The organism is Dietzia sp. SL131 (assembly GCF_026672565.1).
In the GTDB taxonomy this organism is placed as follows: Bacteria; Actinomycetota; Actinomycetes; order Mycobacteriales; family Mycobacteriaceae; genus Dietzia; species Dietzia kunjamensis.
In genome coordinates this window covers 3033464-3053375 of the sequence record NZ_JAPPRI010000003.1, presented here as the reverse complement: position 1 = coordinate 3053375, position 19912 = coordinate 3033464, and the positions used below count along the sequence as shown (strand labels likewise).

The 19912-nt window shown below is 69.9% G+C and carries 21 protein-coding genes and 1 pseudogene; 12 read left to right on the top strand and 10 right to left on the bottom strand.

The genetic code is table 11. The features are described from left to right. Positions 1 to 28: 28 nt before the first annotated feature. The 3 genes and pseudogenes from OVA21_RS19405 to OVA21_RS15240 all read right to left on the bottom strand — a co-directional run. Positions 29 to 289, bottom strand: a pseudogene (locus OVA21_RS19405) (IS1380 family transposase); the annotation flags it as partial. A 59-nt stretch (positions 290 to 348) separates the two neighbouring features. Beyond that, complete coding sequence (locus OVA21_RS15245; RefSeq protein ID WP_268092787.1) at positions 349 to 666, bottom strand: TadE family protein; 318 nt, start codon at positions 664 to 666, stop codon at positions 349 to 351. Positions 667 to 772: 106 nt separating this feature from the next. Continuing rightward, the gene (locus OVA21_RS15240) at positions 773 to 997 is read right to left on the bottom strand and encodes a Flp family type IVb pilin (protein WP_268092786.1); all 225 of its coding nucleotides are present in this window, start codon (positions 995 to 997) and stop codon (positions 773 to 775) included. A 427-nt stretch (positions 998 to 1424) separates the two neighbouring features. On the opposite strand from OVA21_RS15240, the gene OVA21_RS15235 reads away from it, so the two are divergent. Further along, on the top strand, positions 1425 to 2147 hold the full coding sequence (locus tag OVA21_RS15235; RefSeq protein WP_268092785.1) for a superoxide dismutase family protein: 723 nt from the start codon (positions 1425 to 1427) through the stop codon (positions 2145 to 2147). A gap of 16 nt (positions 2148 to 2163) precedes the next feature. Here the strand turns inward: OVA21_RS15235 and OVA21_RS15230 are convergent, their stop codons facing one another. Together OVA21_RS15230 and OVA21_RS15225 are read right to left on the bottom strand one after the other, a co-directional pair. Continuing rightward, on the bottom strand, positions 2164 to 2736 hold the full coding sequence (locus OVA21_RS15230; RefSeq protein ID WP_268092784.1) for a peroxidase-related enzyme: 573 nt from the start codon (positions 2734 to 2736) through the stop codon (positions 2164 to 2166). A 105-nt stretch (positions 2737 to 2841) separates the two neighbouring features. Continuing rightward, positions 2842 to 3252, bottom strand: a complete 411-nt coding sequence (locus OVA21_RS15225) for a PPOX class F420-dependent oxidoreductase (RefSeq protein WP_119193316.1) — start codon at positions 3250 to 3252, stop codon at positions 2842 to 2844. A gap of 141 nt (positions 3253 to 3393) precedes the next feature. Here OVA21_RS15225 and OVA21_RS15220 point away from each other — a divergent pair, with 141 nt between their 5' ends. Then, on the top strand, positions 3394 to 4803 hold the full coding sequence (locus tag OVA21_RS15220) for an MBL fold metallo-hydrolase (RefSeq protein WP_268092783.1): 1410 nt from the start codon (positions 3394 to 3396) through the stop codon (positions 4801 to 4803). An 11-nt stretch (positions 4804 to 4814) separates the two neighbouring features. Here the strand turns inward: OVA21_RS15220 and OVA21_RS15215 are convergent, their stop codons facing one another. Further along, positions 4815 to 6620 (bottom strand): N-acyl-D-amino-acid deacylase family protein, encoded by a 1806-nt coding sequence (locus tag OVA21_RS15215; RefSeq protein ID WP_442778959.1) that lies wholly within the window; start codon positions 6618 to 6620, stop codon positions 4815 to 4817. Between the two features lie 206 nt (positions 6621 to 6826). On the opposite strand from OVA21_RS15215, the gene OVA21_RS15210 reads away from it, so the two are divergent. Further along, complete coding sequence (locus tag OVA21_RS15210; RefSeq protein ID WP_268092781.1) at positions 6827 to 8227, top strand: MFS transporter; 1401 nt, start codon at positions 6827 to 6829, stop codon at positions 8225 to 8227. A gap of 86 nt (positions 8228 to 8313) precedes the next feature. After that, the gene (locus OVA21_RS15205) at positions 8314 to 8781 is read left to right on the top strand and encodes a hypothetical protein (protein WP_119193318.1); all 468 of its coding nucleotides are present in this window, start codon (positions 8314 to 8316) and stop codon (positions 8779 to 8781) included. Position 8782: 1 nt separating this feature from the next. Here the strand turns inward: OVA21_RS15205 and OVA21_RS15200 are convergent, their stop codons facing one another. Then, positions 8783 to 9424 (bottom strand): DUF1707 SHOCT-like domain-containing protein, encoded by a 642-nt coding sequence (locus tag OVA21_RS15200; protein ID WP_268092780.1) that lies wholly within the window; start codon positions 9422 to 9424, stop codon positions 8783 to 8785. A gap of 149 nt (positions 9425 to 9573) precedes the next feature. Between OVA21_RS15200 and OVA21_RS15195 the strand changes: the two genes are divergently transcribed. Together OVA21_RS15195 and OVA21_RS15190 are read left to right on the top strand one after the other, a co-directional pair. After that, positions 9574 to 10074 carry a carboxymuconolactone decarboxylase family protein gene (locus tag OVA21_RS15195; protein WP_235027733.1) on the top strand — a complete coding sequence of 167 codons (501 nt, stop codon included), beginning with the start codon at positions 9574 to 9576 and terminating at the stop codon, positions 10072 to 10074. Then, positions 10071 to 11024: a sigma-70 family RNA polymerase sigma factor gene (locus OVA21_RS15190; RefSeq protein ID WP_119193320.1), complete on the top strand. Its 954-nt coding sequence runs from the start codon at positions 10071 to 10073 to the stop codon at positions 11022 to 11024. Before OVA21_RS15195 ends, OVA21_RS15190 begins: the two co-directional genes overlap by 4 nt. A 5-nt stretch (positions 11025 to 11029) precedes the next feature. Here OVA21_RS15190 and OVA21_RS15185 read toward each other — a convergent pair whose 3' ends face one another. Beyond that, on the bottom strand, positions 11030 to 11383 hold the full coding sequence (locus OVA21_RS15185) for a VOC family protein (RefSeq protein WP_119193321.1): 354 nt from the start codon (positions 11381 to 11383) through the stop codon (positions 11030 to 11032). Between the two features lie 89 nt (positions 11384 to 11472). Here OVA21_RS15185 and OVA21_RS15180 point away from each other — a divergent pair, with 89 nt between their 5' ends. Together OVA21_RS15180 and OVA21_RS15175 are read left to right on the top strand one after the other, a co-directional pair. Beyond that, a complete protein-coding gene (locus tag OVA21_RS15180; RefSeq protein ID WP_268092779.1) occupies positions 11473 to 12849 on the top strand; it encodes a TrkH family potassium uptake protein in 1377 nt (458 codons plus the stop codon). Then, complete coding sequence (locus tag OVA21_RS15175; protein ID WP_096906570.1) at positions 12842 to 13522, top strand: potassium channel family protein; 681 nt, start codon at positions 12842 to 12844, stop codon at positions 13520 to 13522. The genes OVA21_RS15180 and OVA21_RS15175 overlap by 8 nt, the downstream gene beginning before the upstream one ends. 94 nt (positions 13523 to 13616) lie before the next feature. Here OVA21_RS15175 and thiE read toward each other — a convergent pair whose 3' ends face one another. Together thiE and thiM are read right to left on the bottom strand one after the other, a co-directional pair. Beyond that, the gene (gene thiE, locus OVA21_RS15170) at positions 13617 to 14312 is read right to left on the bottom strand and encodes a thiamine phosphate synthase (protein WP_268092778.1); all 696 of its coding nucleotides are present in this window, start codon (positions 14310 to 14312) and stop codon (positions 13617 to 13619) included. Next, positions 14309 to 15115 (bottom strand): hydroxyethylthiazole kinase, encoded by an 807-nt coding sequence (gene thiM, locus OVA21_RS15165; protein ID WP_372509942.1) that lies wholly within the window; start codon positions 15113 to 15115, stop codon positions 14309 to 14311. Before thiM ends, thiE begins: the two co-directional genes overlap by 4 nt. Positions 15116 to 15282: 167 nt before the next feature. On the opposite strand from thiM, the gene OVA21_RS15160 reads away from it, so the two are divergent. From OVA21_RS15160 to OVA21_RS15145, 4 genes are all read left to right on the top strand, one after another. Continuing rightward, positions 15283 to 16311, top strand: coding sequence for an LLM class flavin-dependent oxidoreductase (locus OVA21_RS15160; RefSeq protein WP_154830143.1), 1029 nt, complete (start codon positions 15283 to 15285; stop codon positions 16309 to 16311). Between the two features lie 93 nt (positions 16312 to 16404). Beyond that, the gene (locus OVA21_RS15155) at positions 16405 to 17607 is read left to right on the top strand and encodes a fatty acid desaturase family protein (protein WP_268092777.1); all 1203 of its coding nucleotides are present in this window, start codon (positions 16405 to 16407) and stop codon (positions 17605 to 17607) included. A gap of 21 nt (positions 17608 to 17628) precedes the next feature. Then, on the top strand, positions 17629 to 18453 hold the full coding sequence (locus OVA21_RS15150; protein ID WP_268092776.1) for a thioesterase family protein: 825 nt from the start codon (positions 17629 to 17631) through the stop codon (positions 18451 to 18453). 131 nt (positions 18454 to 18584) lie between these two features. After that, the gene (locus OVA21_RS15145; RefSeq protein ID WP_163376978.1) at positions 18585 to 19880 is read left to right on the top strand and encodes an ISL3 family transposase; all 1296 of its coding nucleotides are present in this window, start codon (positions 18585 to 18587) and stop codon (positions 19878 to 19880) included. Positions 19881 to 19912: the final 32 nt, after the last annotated feature.

Below are 19912 nucleotides of genomic sequence, written 5' to 3'. Positions count from 1 at the left end.
GAAGTGGCTCCGGCCTGGCTCGGCACAGCATGAGGCCGGACTGGTGGCGTAGGACGCCGATGTCGGAGATGGACTCGCCGCCATCGGCGAGCATCACCGCGGTATCGATCAGCACACGGCGGCGGTCGTGGATCGGGATGAATTGTCGGCGAGCCATGGCCCCTGACAGCTCGGCGGTCAGACCGACCTGATCAGCCAGAAGTCGAGGCACGATGGCCCCGGCATGCGAGATCACCCCGACACCATCTGCAGTAACGGACAGACCGGCCGACCACGAAGTACGCTTCACCTACCGAGTGCTTTCTGCTGGAGAACATGGAACCTTAGACAAGTCCCAGTTTCCCCTGTTCAGGAAGCACTTCGGTCTATTTTCGCCCAGCGATCCGCAGATTCCCATGAATCACCCGGGCTAGAGGGCGTGACGTCGATCATCGCGTCTGTGAGGGTGAGGGAAGGCGCGGAGTCTGCAGCCGTCGCACGTGCAGCTGTTGCGCTATCCTCCAGCGCCATGACTCGAACTCCGTCGCGCGCTGCGTTGGAGAGGGTCGTTTGCACGTGGTAAGCCCGTCCGAACTCGAGAATTCCGATTGCCAAGAGCAGGAGTATCGGCAAGACGAGCGCAAACTCGACAGCGGCTGATCCGCGATCACGTGAGGGCGTGAGCATTGCGGAGCCTGGGGGTTTGGAGGGAATGGGAACGAGGGAGGTGGGACGCAGTCGGGGACGGGCGCAGTGTCATCGAAAGACACTGCGCCCGCCAGCGACGTTCCTATTACTCGCCCTCTGGGCGAGCAGTGCCGCCGATCGCCTCGCTGGCCTCGTCAAACAGGCCTTCCAAGGAGCCGCCCAGGAACGTGACGGCGAGGATGATCGCTAGTGCGATCAGTCCGACCATTAGGCCGTACTCAACGGCAGTCGCGCCGCGGTCCTTGCGGCCGTCGAAGCGGTCGGAGAAAAAGGCTTGGAGGGTGACGAGTGCGTAGTACGCCTGGTTCATGATGAACCCTTTCTTGCGAGGGATTGAGCCGGTGGCTCGAGGGGGAGGGATGCCCCCTCGGCTGTCGGAACAGTCTGTGATGGGGCTGAGAAGAGTATGCACCCGCTTCTCAGGTTGTTTGCGTGATGAACTTCATAGGAGGCGCGCATTTGCCGTGCTCGCGGGCCCTTCTCCTGCGAGATACTGACCAGTGCAACGGGTCTCGGAGGCGCCGGTCTGCCCGCTCGAACTCGGCATCAGGACGTCGGTCCGTCAGCGCGGCTGCGAGGTGAACGACACCTGAGTAAGAAGTGCAAGTGACTTCTTACTTTGCGGTAGGGGCTGCCGGTGTGTGATCTGCCAGCGAAAATGCCTGCCGCATACGCGGTTGCACGTCGCGTCCGCCTCGGTACCGTCACCCTCACGACGCCGTCCGAGGAGGTTCTTGATGACCACACGCACCGTGTCCACCGCCCGCCGCGCCCGGAGGAGTTCGACCTTCGTGGCCCTGTCTGCAACCGCGCTTCTGCTCGCGTCTTGCGGCACCGGAGAGGACTCGCCAGCCGCAGGGGGCGACGTCACGCCCCAGGATGGCGCGGGCAATACGTCCGAGACCAGTACCTCCGACACCACCACCCAGACCTCCGGCCAGAACGCCGGCGGCCAGGCGTTCGCGACCGCCGAGCTGGTGAACCCCGAGGGTGAATCGCGGGGTATGGCCGAGTTCGCGGAGGCCGATGGCGGCACGCTCGTCACCGTCGAGGCGACCGACATGGAGCCCGGCTTCCACGGCCTGCACATCCACGGCACGGGCCTGTGCGAGCCTGACAGCGAGAACCCCACCCAGCCGGGCGAGCGGGGGGCGTTCCTGTCCGCCGGCGGTCACCTGGCCGGTCCCGGCGGCGAAGTTGGCCACCCCGAGCACGCCGGGGACCTGCCGACCCTCTACGTGACCGAGGACGGCACGGCCCGGATCGTCACGCTCACCGACCGCCTGGACCGCGACCTGCTCCTGGACGAGGACGGCTCGGCCGTGATGGTCCACGAGAACTCCGACAACCTCGCCAACATTCCCGAGCGCTACGCACCCGAGGGGGCCGACGAGGAGACGCGCAACGCCGGCGACGGCGGGAGCCGCGCGGCTTGCGGGGTCGTCACTGAGCAGAACTGACACCGAGCAGAACTGACTACTTCTGCCGCGGCACCCGGCCCATGAGGTAGAACTCCGGATTCGGGCGCATGTCGGTGGCGTTGGCCAGCCGGTTGCTCAGCCCGAACAGCCCGGTCATCGCGGCGATGTCCCACGCGTCCTCGTCGTCGAGGCCGTGCTCGTGCAGGGCGGCGAAGTCGGCGTCGCCCAGCTCGTCGGAGTGCAGGTTGACCTTGGTCGCGAAGTCGCAGATCGCCCGCTCGCGCGGCGTGAGGTCGGCCTTGCGGTAGTTCACCGCCAGCTGGTCGGCGAGCATCGGCGCCTTCTTGACGATCCGCAGGATCGCCCCGTGCGCCACCACGCAGAACAGGCAGCTGTTCTGCCCGGAGATGGTCACCACGATCATCTCCTTGTCCGCCTTGGACAGGTTGCCCTCGCGCTCCATCAGCGCATCGTGATAGGCGAAGAACGCCCGCGACTCGGCGGGGCGGCGCCCGAACATCAGGAACACCTCGGGCACGAACCCGGCCTTCTCCTGCTCGGCGAGGATCCGCTCGCGCAGGTCATCGGGCAGGTCGTTGAGCTCGGCGAGGGGATAGCGGTCCGACATGGAGGTCTCCGGGGCGTAGACGGGCGAGGGGTCGCCTCAGCGTAGGGCGCGCGCGGGGCCGCCGGACGCGATCGGCGGGCCCGCCCCCGTGCGGGTCACCCGCGCTCAGGACTCGCGGAGCTGCCCCCACACGTGGACGTGGTCGATCTCCACCCACGCGTCCACGCGGGCGCGGTCGCGCACCGGGTACGGCTCGCCGGTGTAGTGCGTGCTCAGGGCGTCGATGCCGGACAGGTCCGGGTCGTCGGCGATCTCCACGACCCGCCCCTGGATGCTCGCGTGGGTGTACCAGTCCTCGGACGCGATGACGGACAGCGCCACCCGCGGGTCGCGTCGGAGGTGCTGCAGCCGCACTCGGCCGGCGTCGAGGTTGAGGTGGATCCGGTCGCCCTCGACCAGCCGGTACCAGGTCGGCACGGTGACCGGGGAGCCGTCCTTGCGCAGCGTCGCCATGACGGCCGGGTTGGGCTGGAGCAGGACGGTGCGGGTGTCGTCGTCCAGGTGGGAATCGGTCACGGCGGGGATCCTTCCATCGGCGTTGCGGTCCGTCCCCCCAGTGTGCACCCGGTGGCGCCAACCGACCGGTAGCCAAATACCCCGCAGGGTTTTACGGTGGCTGATGTACCTGTTCCCCCCAAGGAAAAAGGACGCAGCACAATGCTTTTCGAACGCATCTATGACTACGACCTGGCCCACGCCAGCTACTTCATCGGCTGCCAGAGCAGCAGCGAGGCGATCGTCGTGGACCCCAGCCGCGACCTGCGGGCCTACTTCGACATGGCCGATCAGCACGGCATGACCATCGTCAAGGTCACCGAGACCCACATCCACGCCGACTACCTGTCCGGCACCCGCGAACTGGCCGCCGCGACCGGCGCCACCGTCTACCTCTCCGACGAGGGCGGTGACGACTGGCGCTATGGCTTCGAGGGCGAACGGCTCCGCGACGGCGACACCATCGAGCTCGGCAACGTCCAGCTCAAGGCCGTGCACACCCCCGGCCACACGCCCGAGCACCTCATGTTCCTCGTCACCGACGGCGCGTTCGCCGACGAGCCCGGCTACGCGCTGACCGGCGACTTCGTGTTCTGTGGTGACCTCGGCCGACCGGACCTGCTCGACGAGACCGCCGGAGGCAGCGATTCCGACGGCGAGGACACCCGCTTCGAGAGCGCCAAGCAGCTGTTCGCCAGCCTGCGCGAGCGCTTCCTCACCCTGCCAGACCACGTCCAGGTGTTCCCGGCCCACGGCGCGGGCTCGGCCTGCGGCAAGTCCCTGGGGGCCTTGCCGTCCAGCTCGGTGGGTTACGAGCGGAAGTTCGCGTGGTGGCCGACGTACGTGGAGAACGACGACGAGGAGGGCTTCATCTCCGAACTCCTCGACGGCCAGCCTGACGCGCCGGCGTACTTCGGGCGGATGAAGCGCGAGAACCGGGACGGCCCCTCCGTGCTCGGCAATCCCCTACCAGAGCTGCGGGAGTTGCCCGCCGAGGAGGTGGCCTCCGGCATCGAATCCGGTGACCTCGTCGTCGTCGACCCCCGCCCCGCCGACGACGTCCACGACGGCACCGTCGACCGCGCCATCAACCTGCCCGCCGGCCAGGCGGGCACCTACGCCGGCTGGGCGATCGACCCCGAGAAGGACACCCGCGGCCTGGTGTTCCTCGCCGAGGACGCCGAGGAGGCCGACGAGCTGCGGCGCCACGTCATCAGGGTGGGAGTCGACACCACGCGCGGGTACGTCACCTCCACCGACGGACTGCCCACGTTTCGCCCGGAGACCGTGGACCCGAAGGACCTGGAGTCCCACGAGCACGCCATGGTGCTCGACGTCCGCGCCACGTCCGAATACGAGGACGGCCACGTCCCCGCCGCCACCCAGCTGCACGGCGGCCAGGTGATGTGGGAGCGCGACGAACTGCCCGACTCGGGGAAGATCGTCACCTACTGCCAGTCCGGCACCCGCAGTTCGGTGGTCGCCAGCTCACTGCGCAGCGTCGGCTACGACGTCACCGAGCTCGAGGGCAGCTACTCCGCCTGGGAGGACGCCGGGATGCCCACCGAGTGAGCTGATCGCGGCTACCGCAGTCCGGCGGCCGGTCGGGGCGACTCGACCGGCCGCGAGGCGGTCCGCGACTCTGCGGGCCGCGGCCCCACGGCCTCGCCCGCGGGCGGGAACCGGCCCGCCGCGAACTCGGAGCCGTAGCCCGGGGCGAACTGACCGTCGGACCACACCACGTGGCCGCCGATGATCGTCGCCGCAACCGCCCGGTCGTTGCGGTTGACCATCCGGCGGATCCCGCCGAACTCGTCCATGGCCTCCTCGTGGTACTCGAGGGACTCGCCGTCGAGCCCGGACGGGTCGACGACCACCACATCCGCTCGCGCGCCCACCTGCAGGCGCCCGGCGTCGAGGCGGTAGAAATCCGCCAGCTCGCCGGTGAGCTTGTACACGGCCTCCCCGGTGGTGAGGAACGGCGTGCCCTTGAGTTGCGCCCGGTGCACGCGCTCGAGCAGACGGATCCCGAAGTTGTAGAACGCCATGTTCCGCAGGTGCGCGCCGGCATCGGAGAAACCGATCGTCACGCCCGGGGTCCGCGCCAGCCGGTTGGCGACCTTCTCCCGCGCGTTGGCGATGGTGGTGGTCCACCGGAAGTCGGTGCCGTACTCCACCACCAGGTCGAGGTAGGCGTCCGCCGGGTGGAGCTTCCGGGCGCGCGCGACGTCGCCGACGGTCTGGCCGACCAGTGACTCGTCGGGGCAGGCCACGATGAGCGCGTCGTCGAAGTCCCGGTGCCACACGCGTGGGCTGAAGCGCTTCTCGAAGTCGCGGCGGAACCAGCGCCGGTAGCTCTCCTGCTCGAGCAGGTCGGTGCGGGCCATCTCGTCGACGAGGTGCAGTGCCTCGCGGCCGGAGCCGAACTCCTCGAACACCACCAGGTCGATCCCGTCGGCCCACACCTTGAATGTCGTGGGCAGGTGCTGCCACACGAACTTGCCCTTACCCAGAGTGTTGGCGGCAAAGGCGATGGGCCGGAAGATGCGGTTGACCCACGGCTCGGCCAGCGTGTCGGCGGCGGCCAGCAGCGAGACACGCAGGGGCTTGCGGAAGAGCCCGGTGCTGGTGGCAGCGTAGAAGGCCACGTCGACCTTGATGTTGAGGTTGGGCACGCCCTGCAGGACGCGGTCACGGCGACGCAGCAGCCGACTGATCCGCCGGAACTCGCCCCACGAGGCGTGCGTGGAGGGCAGGGTCCGCGAGCGGTAGCGGTCACCGTCCATCTTGTCCCACGGATTGGTCATGGTGGACACGCCGAGGAAGCCCTCGTCGAGAGCGGCGTTGATGCGGCGGTCGATCTTCCGCAACTCGTCGCGGCTGGGGGACTGCTCGGGGTCGGTCGCCCGGCCCAACCCCATCACCGAAGCGCGGACGTCGGAGTGACCGAGGAACGACGCGACGTTGGGCCCCAGCGGCAGGTTCTCGACCGTGCGCCGCCAGTCCGCCGGTCCCGACCAGGTCTTCTTCTGCTCGAGCGCCTCGAGCACCGAGTCGCGGGGCAGGGCCTCGACGCGGCTGAACAGGTCGGCGACGTCGACGGTGCCCGAGTACACGCCCGAGATGGAGCAGTTGCCCACCAGGACCGTGGTCACCCCGTGCCGAACGGATTCGCCAAGGCCCGGGGAGACGAGCAGCTCGACGTCGTAGTGGGTGTGGGTGTCCACGAACCCGGGCGTCACCCACCGCCCCTCGGCGTCCACGACCTGCGTGCCCGGCGAGACGGGCAGCGGCGCCGGGCTGATCGCCGCCACGACACCGGCCCTGATCCCGACGTCCGCGCGGACGCCCGGGGCGCCGGTGCCGTCGAAGACCGTGCCCCCGCGGATGACGACGTCGAAGTCCGTCCCACCCGGGCTGGCGGTCCCAGCGCTCTCAGCGCGATCGGCGCGATCGGCGTTCTCGGTGATGCTCACGAGGAGCTCCTCTTGTTGTGATGTGGAACACAGCTACCCAAGGGTTACTCGGACATTCGTCCACGTCCAGCACAGGTTGGCACCAGGGTGTGTCGGGGGCGCCGAGTAGCGTGGCCGGCATGACGACCCGCACGGAGCGCCTGGACGGCCTGCCGTTCACCCGCAAGCACCGCAAGCTGCTGCTCGGCTCCGGCGTGGGCTGGGCGCTCGACGCCATGGACGTCGGCCTCATCTCCTTCGTCATGGCGGCGCTGGCCGTCCACTGGTCGCTCTCGCCCACCGAGCTGTCCTGGGTCGGGTCCATCGGATTCGTGGGAATGGCGATCGGCGCCGCGCTCGGTGGGCTGCTCGCCGACAAGATCGGTCGCCGCCAGGTCTTCGCCGCCACCCTGCTGGTCTACGGCCTCGCCACCGGCGCGGCGGCGCTGTCGACCGGCATCGCCATGCTCATCGTGATGCGGTTCATCGTCGGCCTGGGCCTGGGCGCCGAGCTGCCGGTGGCGTCCACGCTGGTCAGCGAGTTCGCGCCCCGCCGGATCCGCGGCAGGGTGGTGGTGATCCTCGAGGGGTTCTGGGCCGTCGGCTGGATCATGGCCGCCCTCATCGGCTACTTCGTGGTGCCGGTCGGCGACGACGGGTGGCGGTGGGCCCTGGCCATCGGGATCATCCCGGCCGCGTACGCGCTGGTCGTGCGATTCGGACTGCCCGAATCGGTGCGCTACCTGGAATCGACGGGCCGCGTCGACGAGGCCGAGCGGATCGTCCGCGACTACGAGGCGTCCGCGGGGGTCGAGCCGACGGCCGCGCCGTCTGCACCGTCTGCGGCTGCGCCCGCTCACGCCGGCGCCGACGGGGCCGCGTCCGTCGCCGACGGCGTCGGACCCGCATCGCCCGCCGAGACCGCCGAGACCGCCGAGCCCGGCGAGCCCGCCGAGTCCATCTGGTCCGCGCGCCTGCGTAAGCGCACCGCTGCTTTGTGGATCGTGTGGTTCGGGATCAACTTCTCCTACTACGGCGCCTTCATCTGGCTGCCCAGCCTGCTCGTCTCGCAGGGCTTCGATCTGGTGAAGTCGTTCGGCTACACGCTCATCATCACCCTCGCCCAGCTGCCCGGGTACGCGGTGGCGGCGTGGCTCATCGAGATCTGGGGTCGGCGGGTCACGCTCGCGGTGTTCCTCACCGGTTCGGCGGTGGCGGCCGGACTGTTCGGCCTGGCGGACTCCCCGGCCACGATCATCGCCGCGGGCATGGCGCTGTCGTTCTTCAACCTCGGCGCGTGGGGCGCTCTGTACGCGATCGGACCGGAGCTCTACCCCACCTCGACCCGCGGGTCCGGCACCGGCGCCGCGGCGGCGTTCGGGCGGATCGCCTCCATCATTGCGCCACTGCTCGTGCCGCTCCTGCTCGATCTGGGCGACACGGTGATGGTCTTCGGGGTCTTCGCCGCGGCCTTCGTCGTCGCCGCCCTCGCCGCCTTCACCCTTCCCGAGCGCAAGGGCGTCGCACTCGAGGACACCTGAGCCCGAGGACACCTGAGCCCGAGGACACCTGACCGCGGGCGTCCGGCGCGGATGCGGTGCGGCCCCGCGGATGTGACGATGGCGCGGTGACCACTCGCGTGATCGGCGCACTCGTTGCGGTTCTCGGCCTGCTCGTGGTGCTCGGCGGGATCCTGCTGGGCAGCATCGGCGTGTCCACGGGGGGCTTCGTGCAGCGGGTGGACTGCGGGACCTACTTCAGCCCCGACTACACCGAGGCTCGCGACAAGGACAACGCCCTCACCTCGCTGAGCTGGAAGGACCTCCTCCGGGGAGAGCGCCCCCAGCCGAGCACGGAGGCGCAGGAGGCGTGTGATGCCGCGCTCGCCCAGCGCCGGGTCCCCGTGCTGGCCTCCCTGGGGATCGGCGCGACGATCGTGGCCGTCGGCGTGGGGATGGGGCTGTTCCCCGTGGTGGCCACTGCCCTGGCCAGGCGTGATGAGGCCGACCGCATCGGCGGGCGGAACAGCGGCACCAGCGGTGGGGGCAGTGGCACCCGCGCGGGGAGCGGTGGCCCACCGAACGCGACCGGGTAGGTCAGTCGCGGTTCTCCCGCCCGTCACCCAGCTCACGGATCCGCTCGGTCGCCGCCCGCAGCCGCTCCTCGCGCGCTTTCTCGTCGGCCTTCTTGAGCTTCTCGTACGTCTTCTCGTCGGAATCCGTGTAGCGCAGCACGAGCCGGGGGAGGCCCAGCGTGAGAACCAGCGAAGGCCACACCATCCACGCGTACTGCCAGTCCACGATGATCTGCAGGACGAGGAACGTGATGAGCGTCAGTCCGATCACCACGCCGTCGAGCGACTCGACCAGCTTCCCGCGCCTGCGCAGGTCCTCCAGGTCGGCGTCGGTGCCGCGGGTCGCGGGCGCCCCGGCGCCTGTGGGGGACCCCGGCGACAGGGCGGACGAAGTCGACGAGGACGACGACGAGACCCCCAGCTCGCCACCGGTGGCAGTGGCCGACTGCACGATCATGCCGTCGACCGAGGTCAGCGGCGTCCCGCCGGGCAGGTCGACGAACGAGCCGCGGAGCTGGCCGAGGGTGCGGGACGCGGCCACGTCGCCGGACCGGGCGTGGAACTCGGCGTCGTCGAGCCGGCCGGACGCGTAGTGGTCGCCGAGCGCCATGAGGGCGTGCAGCCGCTCGGAGTCGGAGAGCAGCAGGTCGTCCGGGTCGGTCATGGGCTCAATGCTAGAACCGCTAGGCCCTCGATGACATAGGGGAACGCCCCGATGCGCCCGGCGGGGTGCCGGTGGCTTTCCGGGCTGGGGCGCGGGTCCGGCGTGGCGACTCGGTGTCACACTTCGCGGTGCTCGTGCGTCGAAGAGGCATGAGCACACCACGACGCAGCACCGAACAGCGCAAACAGGTCAGCGCGGGCGCGATGGCACCCATGTTGGCACTCGAGGCCTACTCGCGGGCGCGGGTCTCCCGGGAGGACAGCCACCTCATCCGGCTCCGCGTCTCCGCGGTGAACGGCTGCCGCTATTGCCTGGCCATGCACCGACGCGATGCCCGCAGGGACGGCTGGAGCGGCACCCGGATCGCGGTCTCCGAAAACTGGCACGCCCACGCCGACGAGCTGTCCCCGGCCGAGCGGGCGGTCCTGGCGTTCGCGGACGCCGTCACCCGCATCGACGGTGAGGACTCCGTGCCCGACGAGCTGTGGGACGAGGTGGTCCACCACCGGGGCGAAGGTGGGGCTGGACAGCTGGTCATGGAGATCGTCACGATCAACGCATGGAACCGGATAGCGATCGCCACCCGCAAGGACCTGGCGACGCTGCGCGGTCTCGTCCCGAGCGACCTGGAACCGGCGACCCGGCCATGACCGTGGCCCCACCCGCGACCCCCGTGGCCGATGGGGCGGCGCCGGTGGCCGACCGTGCCGCAGCCAGTACGGCCAGCACGGCCGGCACCGCGCTGGCGGACCGCGCCGCGCTGGAGCAGGTGCGGGGCCGACTGCTCGGGGTGGGCTACCGCATCACCGGGACCTGGGCCGACGCCGAGGACGCCGCTGACGAGGCACTGGCGCGGTGGGTGGCGCTCGATCCGTCGTCCGCGCCCCGGAACGTCGACGCGTGGCTGACCACCGTGGCGACGCGGCTGTGTCTGGACCGGCTGCGCAGGCGCAAGCGGGAGGACTACGCGGGCGAGTGGCTGCCCGAGCCCGTCGACACCGCCCTGCTGCCGGCGGACCGGGCCGAGCGCCGCGACGATCTGCGGATCGCCGTGCTGCTGGCCTACGAACAGCTGGGCCCGGATGAGCGCGCGGCGTTCGTCCTTCGTGAGGCGTACGACCTGCCCTACGCCGAGATCGCCGACACCCTGGGCGCGGCTGTGGCCACCGTCCGCCAGTGGGTGAGCCGGGCCCGGCACCGCCTGGAGTCCGACCTGCGTCCACCCGAACCCGCCTCGGACGCGGTGATCTCGACCCTGGTGGAGGCCGTCCTGGCCGGCGATCTTCCGCAGACGATCGCCGCCCTCACCGCCGATGCCCGCGTGATCTCGGACGGCGGCGGCAAGGTCAATGCCGCCCGGCGGGACATCGTGGGGGCCCGTAAGTGTGCGTACTTCCTCATCAAGGCCACGGAATTCTCGGGCGGGATGATCGCGCCCGTCGAGGTCAACGGCGAGGTCGCGCTGGCGGTCCTCGCCCGCGGGGTCCTGCGGGTGGCGCAGGTCGGCGTGGTCGACGGCCAGATCTCACGCCTCTACTTCCACAGCAACCCGGACAAGCTCACCCGGCTGGCACTGCCCGAGGGGTTCGCGCCGGCCTGACGGTTCTAGGCTGGCGCCGGCACCCACATCGCCATCTCGCTCCCGCCGGGCTCACGGAAATGGAAACGGCGGCCACCGGGAAAGTCGAACGGCCCGAACGTCACCATGCCACCGGCGGCCTCGACCTGCTCGCGGGCCTCGTCGAGGTCCGGCACGCGGATCACCATGAGCGGGGCGGGGGACTGCTCGTCGTCGTCCCCCTGCACGCCCACGTCGATGCCCCCGCCGACCAGGCATGCGTACGACTCCCCGTACACGGTGGGTTCCCAGCCGCAGACCGTCGCGAGGAACTCGCTCGTGGCGGACATCGAGGTACTGGGGAACTCGACCAGCGTGATTTCGAGAGGGATCCGTGGCATACCGCCGACGTTACGAGTGTTGACGCCGTTCAGTAACGACTTCGCGCACCAACTGTGGCCGACGCGGCGGTCGGGATTACCCTCGCGGCATGGTCTCGACGATTCCGGGGGTCCTGTCCTCAGGCGCGCAGGCAGCCCGGGCGTTCACCTACAGTTCCCCGGCCCGCTCGGCGCTCCTGGCGTTCGCCGCGGCGATCGCGGTCTTCACGGTGCTGCTGCTGATGCCCTGGGCCACCTCCTCGGGAGAGCACGCACACCTGCACGACGCGGTGTTCACCGCCACCTCCGCCGTGTCGGTGACCGGCCTGACCACCGTCGACACCGCGACCCACTGGTCCACGGCCGGGCAGGTGGTGATCCTGGCGGGCATTCAGGTCGGTGGCCTGGGGATCGTCACGATCTCCTCGCTGTTGGCACTCTCGGTGACCCGGCAGTTCGGGGTGCGTACCCGGCTGCTCGCCCAGACGGGCGTGTCGGCGGGCGGATTGGGCGAGGTCCGATCGCTGATCAAGACCATCATCGTCTCGTCCGCCCTGGTGGAACTCGTGATCGCGCTCATCCTCACGCCCCGGTTCATCGCCCACCAGGGCACGTTCGGGGACGGGCTGTGGCGAGCCGTGTTCTACGCGGTGTCGGCGTTCAACAACGCCGGGTTCGTCCTCCACCCCGACGGCCTGGCCTCGGTGGCCGACGACCCGGTCGTGTTCTGGGCACTGATCTGCGCCGTGTTCCTGGGCAGTCTGGGCTTCCCCGTCCTGTTGGTGCTGTGGAAGCACCAGTGGCACCTGGGACGCTGGAACCTCCACACCCGCCTCACGGTCGAGGTCAGCGTGCTGCTCATGCTCGTCGGGGCCCTCGGGTTCGCCGCGCTCGAGTGGGGCAACGGGGCCACCCTCGGTGGCGAGGGCGTGGTCGACAAACTGCAGCACTCGGTGTTCGCCTCGGTGATGATGCGCTCCGGGGGTTTCGCCATCATCGACCCCGTCGACACGACGGCGTCGACCATGCTCATCACCGACGCCCTGATGTTCGTGGGGGGCGGTTCGGTCTCGACCGCCGGCGGCGTCAAGGTCACCACCCTGGCCGTCATCTTCCTGGCCTTCCTCGCCGAGGCCCGGGGCCGGGAGGACGCCACGGCACACGGGCGCGCGCTGCCCACCTCGTCGATCCGGGTCGCGGTGTCCGTGGCCGGGATGGGGCTCACGCTGGTCGCCGGATCCGCCCTGGCCCTGATGATCCTCACCGGTGAGGATCTCGGACGCCCCCTGTTCGAGTCCATCTCCGCCTTCGCCACCTGCGGGTTGAGTTCAGGTCTCAGCGCTGAACTCGAGCCGGCGGGGGTGTACCTTCTGTCCGGGCTGATGTTCGCCGGACGAGTCGGCATCATCACCTTCGCCACCGCGCTGACCATGCGAGCAAAGCGGACCAGATATCGCCTACCCACAGAGAGGCCGATCATTGGCTGATCGCACCCGTCGCCAGTCCCCAGTCCTCATCATCGGCCTGGGCCGGTTCGGCGTCTCCCTCGCCACCCAACTCGTCGGCCAGGGCCGGGAGGTCCTCGCGGTCGAACGCGACCACGGACTCGTCCAGAGGTACGCCGACTCCCTGACCCACGTGGTGGAGGCCGACGCCACCGACCTCGAGGCGCTCCAACAGCTCGGGGCCCAGGACTTCTCCACCGCCGTCGTCGGCGTGGGCACCTCGATCGAGTCGTCCGTGCTGGTCGCGGTGAACCTCGTCGACCTGGGGATCGACCAGGTCTGGGCCAAGGCGATCAACCAGGCCCACGGCAAGATCCTCACCCGCATCGGATGCGACCACGTGGTGTTCCCCGAGCACGACGCCGGCGTCCGCGTGGCCCACCTGGTGGCCAACCAGATGATGGACTTCATCGAGTTCGACGAGGACTTCGCCATCGTCAAGATGCGGCCACCGCGGGACGTCATCGGCAAGTCGATCGACTACTGCCACCCGCGCAAGCGTCACAAGGTCAACATCGTCGGCATCAAGGCCCCGGGAAGCCCGTTCCAGTACGCCCAGCCGGAGACCATCATCGGCCCGGACGACGTCATCATCGTGTCCGGCCACGTCCGCGATCTGGAGCGGTTCGCCGACTTCTCCGAGCGCAAGAGATAACCAGCGCCACGCGCCCGGAGGGCCGGGCCGGGTCGGACCAGAGCCCCGGGCCCGCATCCTGCACCCGTGCCCGGTCCCTGCACCCGTGCCCGGATCAGCGGCGTGCGGCGTCCCAGCGGGCGAGCAGGTCGGCGGCCGCGGCCCGCGGGTCGGGGGCGGCCATGATCGACGAGACCACGCAGACCCCGTCCAGCTCGGTGGCGGCCAACCGCGCGACGGTCAGGGGCGTGACCCCGCCGATGCCCACCGCACGAATGCCCGGGCCCCCGGGTCGGCGGTACGAGTGCGCGGCCCGGGCCAGCCGGTCCGCACCCTCGGGACCGAGCGCGTCAGCGGTGTCGGTCTTGGTGGCCGTCGACCACACCGGGCTCACCCCGATCACGTCCGGCGCCGGTCCCGGCCCCGTCATCGCAGCCGCCAACTGCGCGTCCGACTCGATCGACAACCCGAGCATCAGCCCGTCCGGCAGCGCCGCGCGGGCCGCCGCGAACGGCACGTCCCGCTGCCCGATGTGCAGGTGCAGCCCCAGCTCCCGCGCGACGTCGAGACGATCGTTGACGAACACCGGCACGTCACGGCCCGTCTCGGTGCACGCCCTCGCGACGGACTCGGCGACGGCGGCGGCGTGTGTGGCGAACTCGTCGTCGTCGCACTCCTTGTCCCGCACCTGGACCACACCCACCCCGCCCAGCACCGCCTCGTGGACGATCCCCGGCACCGCGTCGCGCCCGCCGCCCAGGTGGGGGTCGGTGACCAGGTAGAGCCGCCAGTCGACGCCGGCGCCGCTCACGCCTCCGACACCGTGACCAGGCCCGCGATCTCCTCCGGGGTCAGCGTGTACAGGGCGTCGAGCCACGCCACGGCGAAGCTGCCCGGGCCCGCCGCGGTGCGCGCGGCGACCGTCCCCGCGGCGCCGGCGTGGGCGTGAGCGGCGACCACCGCGTCGTGGTCCGCGATCCCGGCCGACCGCGCCGCCCCGAGATAGGCCGCCGTGAGCGCCCCGAGGGCGCAGCCGGTGCCGATGACCTTCTGCAGCAGCGGGTGACCCGACTCGACCCACGTGGTGCGGGTGGGAGGCGCGGCCTCGCCGAGGTGGCCGGGGCGCTGGGTGACGACGAGGTCCCGCGGCCCCGTCACGGCGACCACGGCCCCCGACCGGGCCGAGAGGTCCCGGGCAGCGGACTCGGCGGCGAGGACATCCTCCGTGGAATCCACGCCCCGGCCGCCCGCCCCCGTGCCGGCGAGCGCGATGGTCTCCGACGCGTTCGCCCGGATCGCGGCGGGCCCGGCCTCCAGCCAGTCGGTGGCCAGCCCCGTCCGCAGGACCAGACCGCCGACCGCCACCGGGTCCAGCACCCACGGGGTCCCGGCGGCGCGGGCGGAGGCGATCGCGGCGTGCATGCCCTCGACCTGCTCGGCCGTCGGGTTGCCCACGTTGATGAGCACGCCGGAGGCGATGGCGGCGAAGTCGGAGGCCTCGTCGGGGTGGTCGACCATCGCGGGCGCCGCCCCGGCGGCGAGCAGCACGTCCGCAGTGATCTGCCGGACCACCGAGTTGGTCAGGCAGTGCACGAGCGGGCCGGTCTCGCGCATGACGGTCACGAGGCGGGCGAGGTCGACGGGACGGCCGGCGGGGCTGTCGGGGCTGTCGGTGGGGCGGTCAGCGGGGCGGTCAGCAGCGGGGGACATGCCCCCCAGTCTGCCGCCCCCGCCCGGGCGCCAACAGGAATAGCCTGCCGGGGGCCCGGGTTGCACGGGGCATGACCTCCCCCGAGACCAGCTCCCCCCAGTCCAGTGCCGCCCTGCCTCTGTCCGTCATCGACTTCGCGACCGTCCGCCCCGGCCAGAGCATCGGGGAGGGACTGCAGGATTCGGTGGCGCTGGCGCAGAAGGCGGAGGAACTGGGCTACGAGCGGGTCTGGTACTCCGAGCACCACAACATGCCGTCCATCGCCTCCTCGGCGCCGGCGGTACTCATGGCGCACATCGCCTCGCAAACGGAGCGGATCCGGCTCGGCTCCGGCGGCGTGATGCTGCCCAACCACTCGCCGATCGTGATCGCCGAGCAGTTCGGCACCCTCGCCGAGCTACACCCCGGACGCATCGACCTCGGCCTGGGGCGCGCCCCCGGCACCGACCCGCAGACCCTGCGTGCGCTGCGCCGCGAACCGTCGGCGGCCGAGAACTTCCCCGACGACGTCCGCGAGCTGCAGGCGTTCCTCGGCGACTCGCCCTCCGACTTCGCCCGCACGCGCGGGATCGCGGCCATCCCCGGGCGGGGCACCAAGGTGCCGCTGTACATCCTCGGTTCGTCCCTGTTCGGCGCGCAGCTCGCCGCCGCCTACGGGCTGCCGTACGCGTTCGCCTCGCACTTCGCGCCCGACGCCCTCGAACAGGCCTCGCAGGTCTACCGCGAGCGCTTCCAGCCCAGCGAGCAGCTGGCCGAGCCGTACATGATCGCCGCCGTCAACGTGGTGGCCGACGATGACACCGAGCGGGCCGAACGCGAACTGCAGTGGTACCGCCGCCAGCGGGTCAAGCTCATGGCCGGCCGCGGACGCGAGTTCTCCGACGAGGAACTCGACATGATCATGGAGTCCGCCGGCGGTCGCCAGATCCTGCACATGATCCACTACACGGCGGTCGGCGACGGGCCGGCGGTGCGCGAGTACCTCACCGACTTCGCGCGCACGGCGGGGGCCGACGAACTGATGATCGCGCCGGTGGGATCGACGGTCGAGCGGATCCACGGCTCCCTGGAAGTGTTGCGCCGCGCCTGGAGTGACTGACGCCGGTCGGATCGGGTGCCCTTGATCACGAAAGCAGGGCGGCCGGACCCGCAGCCGTAGCCGCGGGCACCCGAACCGGCCTATCCTGAACTCATGGCGATCTCCGATGTCGGCGAATACGCCCACCTCAGCTCCGATCAGATAGAGGAGCTCGGGCGGGAGCTCGACGCTGTCCGCGCCGAGGTCATCGCTTCCCGGGGGGAGCGCGACTACCGCTACATCCACAGCATCATCAAACTCCAGCGAGGCCTGGAGTTCGGTGCCCGCGCGCTGCTGTACTTCGGCGCCCGCAACCGCACCGTGTGGGCCCTCGGGACCGGCACCCTCGCCGTGGCCAAGATCCTCGAGAACATGGAACTCGGCCACAACATCATGCACGGCCAGTGGGACTGGATGAACGATCCGGAGATCCACTCGACCAACTGGGAATGGGACCTCGTCGGCAGCTCCGCCGACTGGAAGCACACCCACAACTACCTACATCACAAGTACACCAACATCGTCGGCGTCGATGACGACGTCGGGTTCGGTGTCCTGCGCGTGACCCGCGACATCCCCTGGGAGCCCCGGTTCGCCGGGAACGTCCTCGTCAACGCCGTCCTCATGCTCGGCTTCGAGTGGGGGATCGGCCTGCAGGCGGTCGACACGGCCGACGCGTTCGACCGCGAGGCGTCCCCGGCCGACCGCCGCCGAGCCCGCGCATTCCTGCGCAAGGCCGGCCAGCAGATCCTCAAGGACTACATCCTGTTCCCGGTGCTCGCCGGACCGAGTGGCCGCCAGGCCCTCACCGCCACGATCACGGCCAACATCATCCGCAACATCTGGACCAACGCCGTGATCTTCTGCGGGCACTTCCCCGACGGTGCCGAGAAGTTCACCCTGTCGGACATCGAGACCGAGACGCAGGCGGAGTGGTACCTGCGGCAGATGCTCGGCAGTGCCAATCTCGACGGCGGCCCGGCGATGAACCTCATGTCCGGCAACCTGTCGTTCCAGATCGAGCACCACATGTTCCCGGACCTGCCGTCCAACAGGTACTCGGAGATCTCGCTCAAGGTCCGCGAACTGTGCGAGCGCTACGACCTGCCGTACGTCAGCGGGCCGCTGTGGAAGCAGTACCTGCAGTCATGGCGCACCATCGCGCGGCTGTCACTGCCGGACCGTTTCCTCCACCGCACCGCCGACAACGCCCCGGAGACCCGCAGCGAGAAGATGTTCGCCCTCGGGCCGCGCATGCCCGGTCTGGCCACCGCGCTGGCCGGGGTCCGGAAGGGACGCGCCCACCAGAGCCGCTGACCCCGGTGACAGAATGACGGCATGTCGCTGACGAGCATGTTGGAGGCCGCCGCGCGCGGCGGGACCGTCGAGGTCGAGCAGGGTTGGACGCAGGGCAGGGCGATCTTCGGAGGCCTGACCGGCGCCCTGCTGCTCGCCGCGATGAAGGGGTGCCTGCGCAGCCGGGACACCGGAGACGGCTCGGCCCCCGTCGTCCACCCACTGCGGTCGATCACCGTGTCGTTCATCGGCCCCGCGACGACCGGCCCCGTCGAGGTCGACGCCGAGATCCTACGCGTGGGCTCCAACGTCGTCCAGTGCCAGGCGACCGTTCGGCAGGAGGGCGCGATCGTCGCGACCGCGCTGGCCGCGTTCGGCAAGCACCGGCAGTCGTCGATCTCGGTCGCGCCCGCCCATCCGATGCCGGCGCTGGGCGATCCGACGGCGATCGAGGCGTTCCCCTACATCGAGAAGCTGACGCCGGAGTTCTACCGGTTCGTCGAGCTGCGGCAGGTCGGCGGCCAGTTGCCGTTCTCCGGTTCCGAGACGGCCGACCTGTCCGGGTGGGCGTCACTGCGCGAGGCCCCGGAGCGGTTCGACGAAGAGCATCTGGTGGTGTTGGCCGACGCGTGGCCGCCAGCTCCCATCCAGATGCTCGACGGCTTCGCGCCCGGCAGCAGCCTGACGTGGACGCTGGAGCTGATCGCCGAGGTGGGCCCGGAGGCGTTCCCGGCCGACTCTATGCTCGGATACGCCGCCGCCACCGATACCGCCCGTGACGGCTACGCGCACACCCACGCGATGCTGTGGCGGCCGGACGGCGAGCTGGTGGCGATCAGCCGGCAGACCATCACAGTCTTCGGCTGACCGGCGCCCCAACGCCAAAATCCGGCTCTTGTGACCTGTCCATGGGTCGTTCGGTGGATCTCGGGTAGAAGCACGCCGTTCTCGGCTTAGGTTTTGGGTGTCTAAGTCCAAACCGAAGAGCGGAGAACGGCGTGCGAGGTGTCAGCCTATGGCGTGCGGTGCTGGGCGTCGAGAGAACGGTTATCGAGAACGTCGAGTTCGACCACAACGAGCAGATCGTGGTCGCACATGTTCGCCCTCGAAGGGGGTACTGGGCCCGGTGCGGCGTCTGCGGGACGCCGGCGGCCCGGTACGACAACGGCGCTGGCCGACGCCGCTGGCGCAGTCTGGATATGGGCTCAACGATGGTGTTTCTCGAGGCCGATTCGCCGCGAGTGAGCTGCCCCGTGCACGGTCCCACTGTGCGTCAGGTGCCCTGGGCCCGCCACGGCGCCGGTCACACCAGACCCTTTGACCAGCAGGTCGCGTGGCTGGCCACGCAGTGTTCCAAGAGCGCCACGTGCCAGCTGATGCGCATCGCCTGGCGCACGGTGGGGTCGATCATCGCCCGCGTCTGGGCCGACACCGTCGCCGGTACCGATCCGTTGGCCGGTCTGCGGAGGATCGGAATCGACGAGATCTCCTACAAGCGCAACTACAAGTATCTGACCATCGTGGTCGATCACGACACCGGTCGCCTGGTGTGGGTTGCCATTGGCCGGGACAAAGCCACCGTGCAGGCGTTTTTCGACGCTCTCGGGGCCGACCGGTGTGGGCAGATCACCCATGTCACCGCTGACGGGGCGAAGTGGATCGGCGACGTCGTAGCCCGAGCGTGCCCCGAGGCGGTGCGCTGTACCGATCCGTTCCACGTGGTCAAGTGGGCCACCGATGCCCTGGATGAAGTGCGTCGACAGGTGTGGAACGAGGCCCGCGGCGACAAACGGCAACTGCGTGAACGTCGTCTGGCCAACAAGGTCAACCGGGCCCGCGGTTACGCCCGGGACATCAAGCACGCCCGATATGCGCTCTGGAAGAACCCCGAGAATCTCACCACCCGGCAGAGTGCCAAGCTGGCGTGGATCGCCAAGACCGAACCCACCCTGTACCGCGCCTACCTGCTCAAAGAAGGCCTGCGTCTGATCTTCCAACTCCCGATCGACGAGGCCAGAGACGCCCTGGAAGCGTGGATCAGCTGGGCCAGACGATGCCGCATCGAACGGTTCGTCCACTTGCAGCGCACCATCTGCACCTACAAGACCGAGATCCTTGCCTCGATCGAACACGGCCTCTCCAACGGGCTCATCGAATCGGTCAACACCAAGATCCGCCTCATCACCCGAATGGCCTTCGGCTTCCGTTCACCAGAGGCCCTCATCGCCCTGGCCATGCTCAACCTCGGCGGCCACCGTCCCACCCTCCCCGGCCGCCAAAAGGCCCACGCATGAGTCATAAGAGCCCAAAATCCGCTACCCGAAAT

Coding starts and splice junctions, on each gene's coding strand:
- OVA21_RS15220 (WP_268092783.1), top strand. CDS start 3,394: ATGCTTTTCGAACGCATCTATGACTACGACCTGGCCCACGCCAGCTAC.
- OVA21_RS15190 (WP_119193320.1), top strand. CDS start 10,071: ATGACCGTGGCCCCACCCGCGACCCCCGTGGCCGATGGGGCGGCGCCG.
- OVA21_RS15195 (WP_235027733.1), top strand. CDS start 9,574: ATGAGCACACCACGACGCAGCACCGAACAGCGCAAACAGGTCAGCGCG.
- OVA21_RS15245 (WP_268092787.1), bottom strand. CDS start 666: ATGCTCACGCCCTCACGTGATCGCGGATCAGCCGCTGTCGAGTTTGCG.
- OVA21_RS15235 (WP_268092785.1), top strand. CDS start 1,425: ATGACCACACGCACCGTGTCCACCGCCCGCCGCGCCCGGAGGAGTTCG.
- OVA21_RS15200 (WP_268092780.1), bottom strand. CDS start 9,424: ATGACCGACCCGGACGACCTGCTGCTCTCCGACTCCGAGCGGCTGCAC.
- thiM (WP_372509942.1), bottom strand. CDS start 15,115: ATGCGCGAGACCGGCCCGCTCGTGCACTGCCTGACCAACTCGGTGGTC.
- OVA21_RS15150 (WP_268092776.1), top strand. CDS start 17,629: ATGTCGCTGACGAGCATGTTGGAGGCCGCCGCGCGCGGCGGGACCGTC.
- OVA21_RS15180 (WP_268092779.1), top strand. CDS start 11,473: ATGGTCTCGACGATTCCGGGGGTCCTGTCCTCAGGCGCGCAGGCAGCC.
- OVA21_RS15240 (WP_268092786.1), bottom strand. CDS start 997: ATGAACCAGGCGTACTACGCACTCGTCACCCTCCAAGCCTTTTTCTCC.
- OVA21_RS15160 (WP_154830143.1), top strand. CDS start 15,283: ATGACCTCCCCCGAGACCAGCTCCCCCCAGTCCAGTGCCGCCCTGCCT.
- OVA21_RS15155 (WP_268092777.1), top strand. CDS start 16,405: ATGGCGATCTCCGATGTCGGCGAATACGCCCACCTCAGCTCCGATCAG.
- OVA21_RS15230 (WP_268092784.1), bottom strand. CDS start 2,736: ATGTCGGACCGCTATCCCCTCGCCGAGCTCAACGACCTGCCCGATGAC.
- OVA21_RS15210 (WP_268092781.1), top strand. CDS start 6,827: ATGACGACCCGCACGGAGCGCCTGGACGGCCTGCCGTTCACCCGCAAG.
- OVA21_RS15185 (WP_119193321.1), bottom strand. CDS start 11,383: ATGCCACGGATCCCTCTCGAAATCACGCTGGTCGAGTTCCCCAGTACC.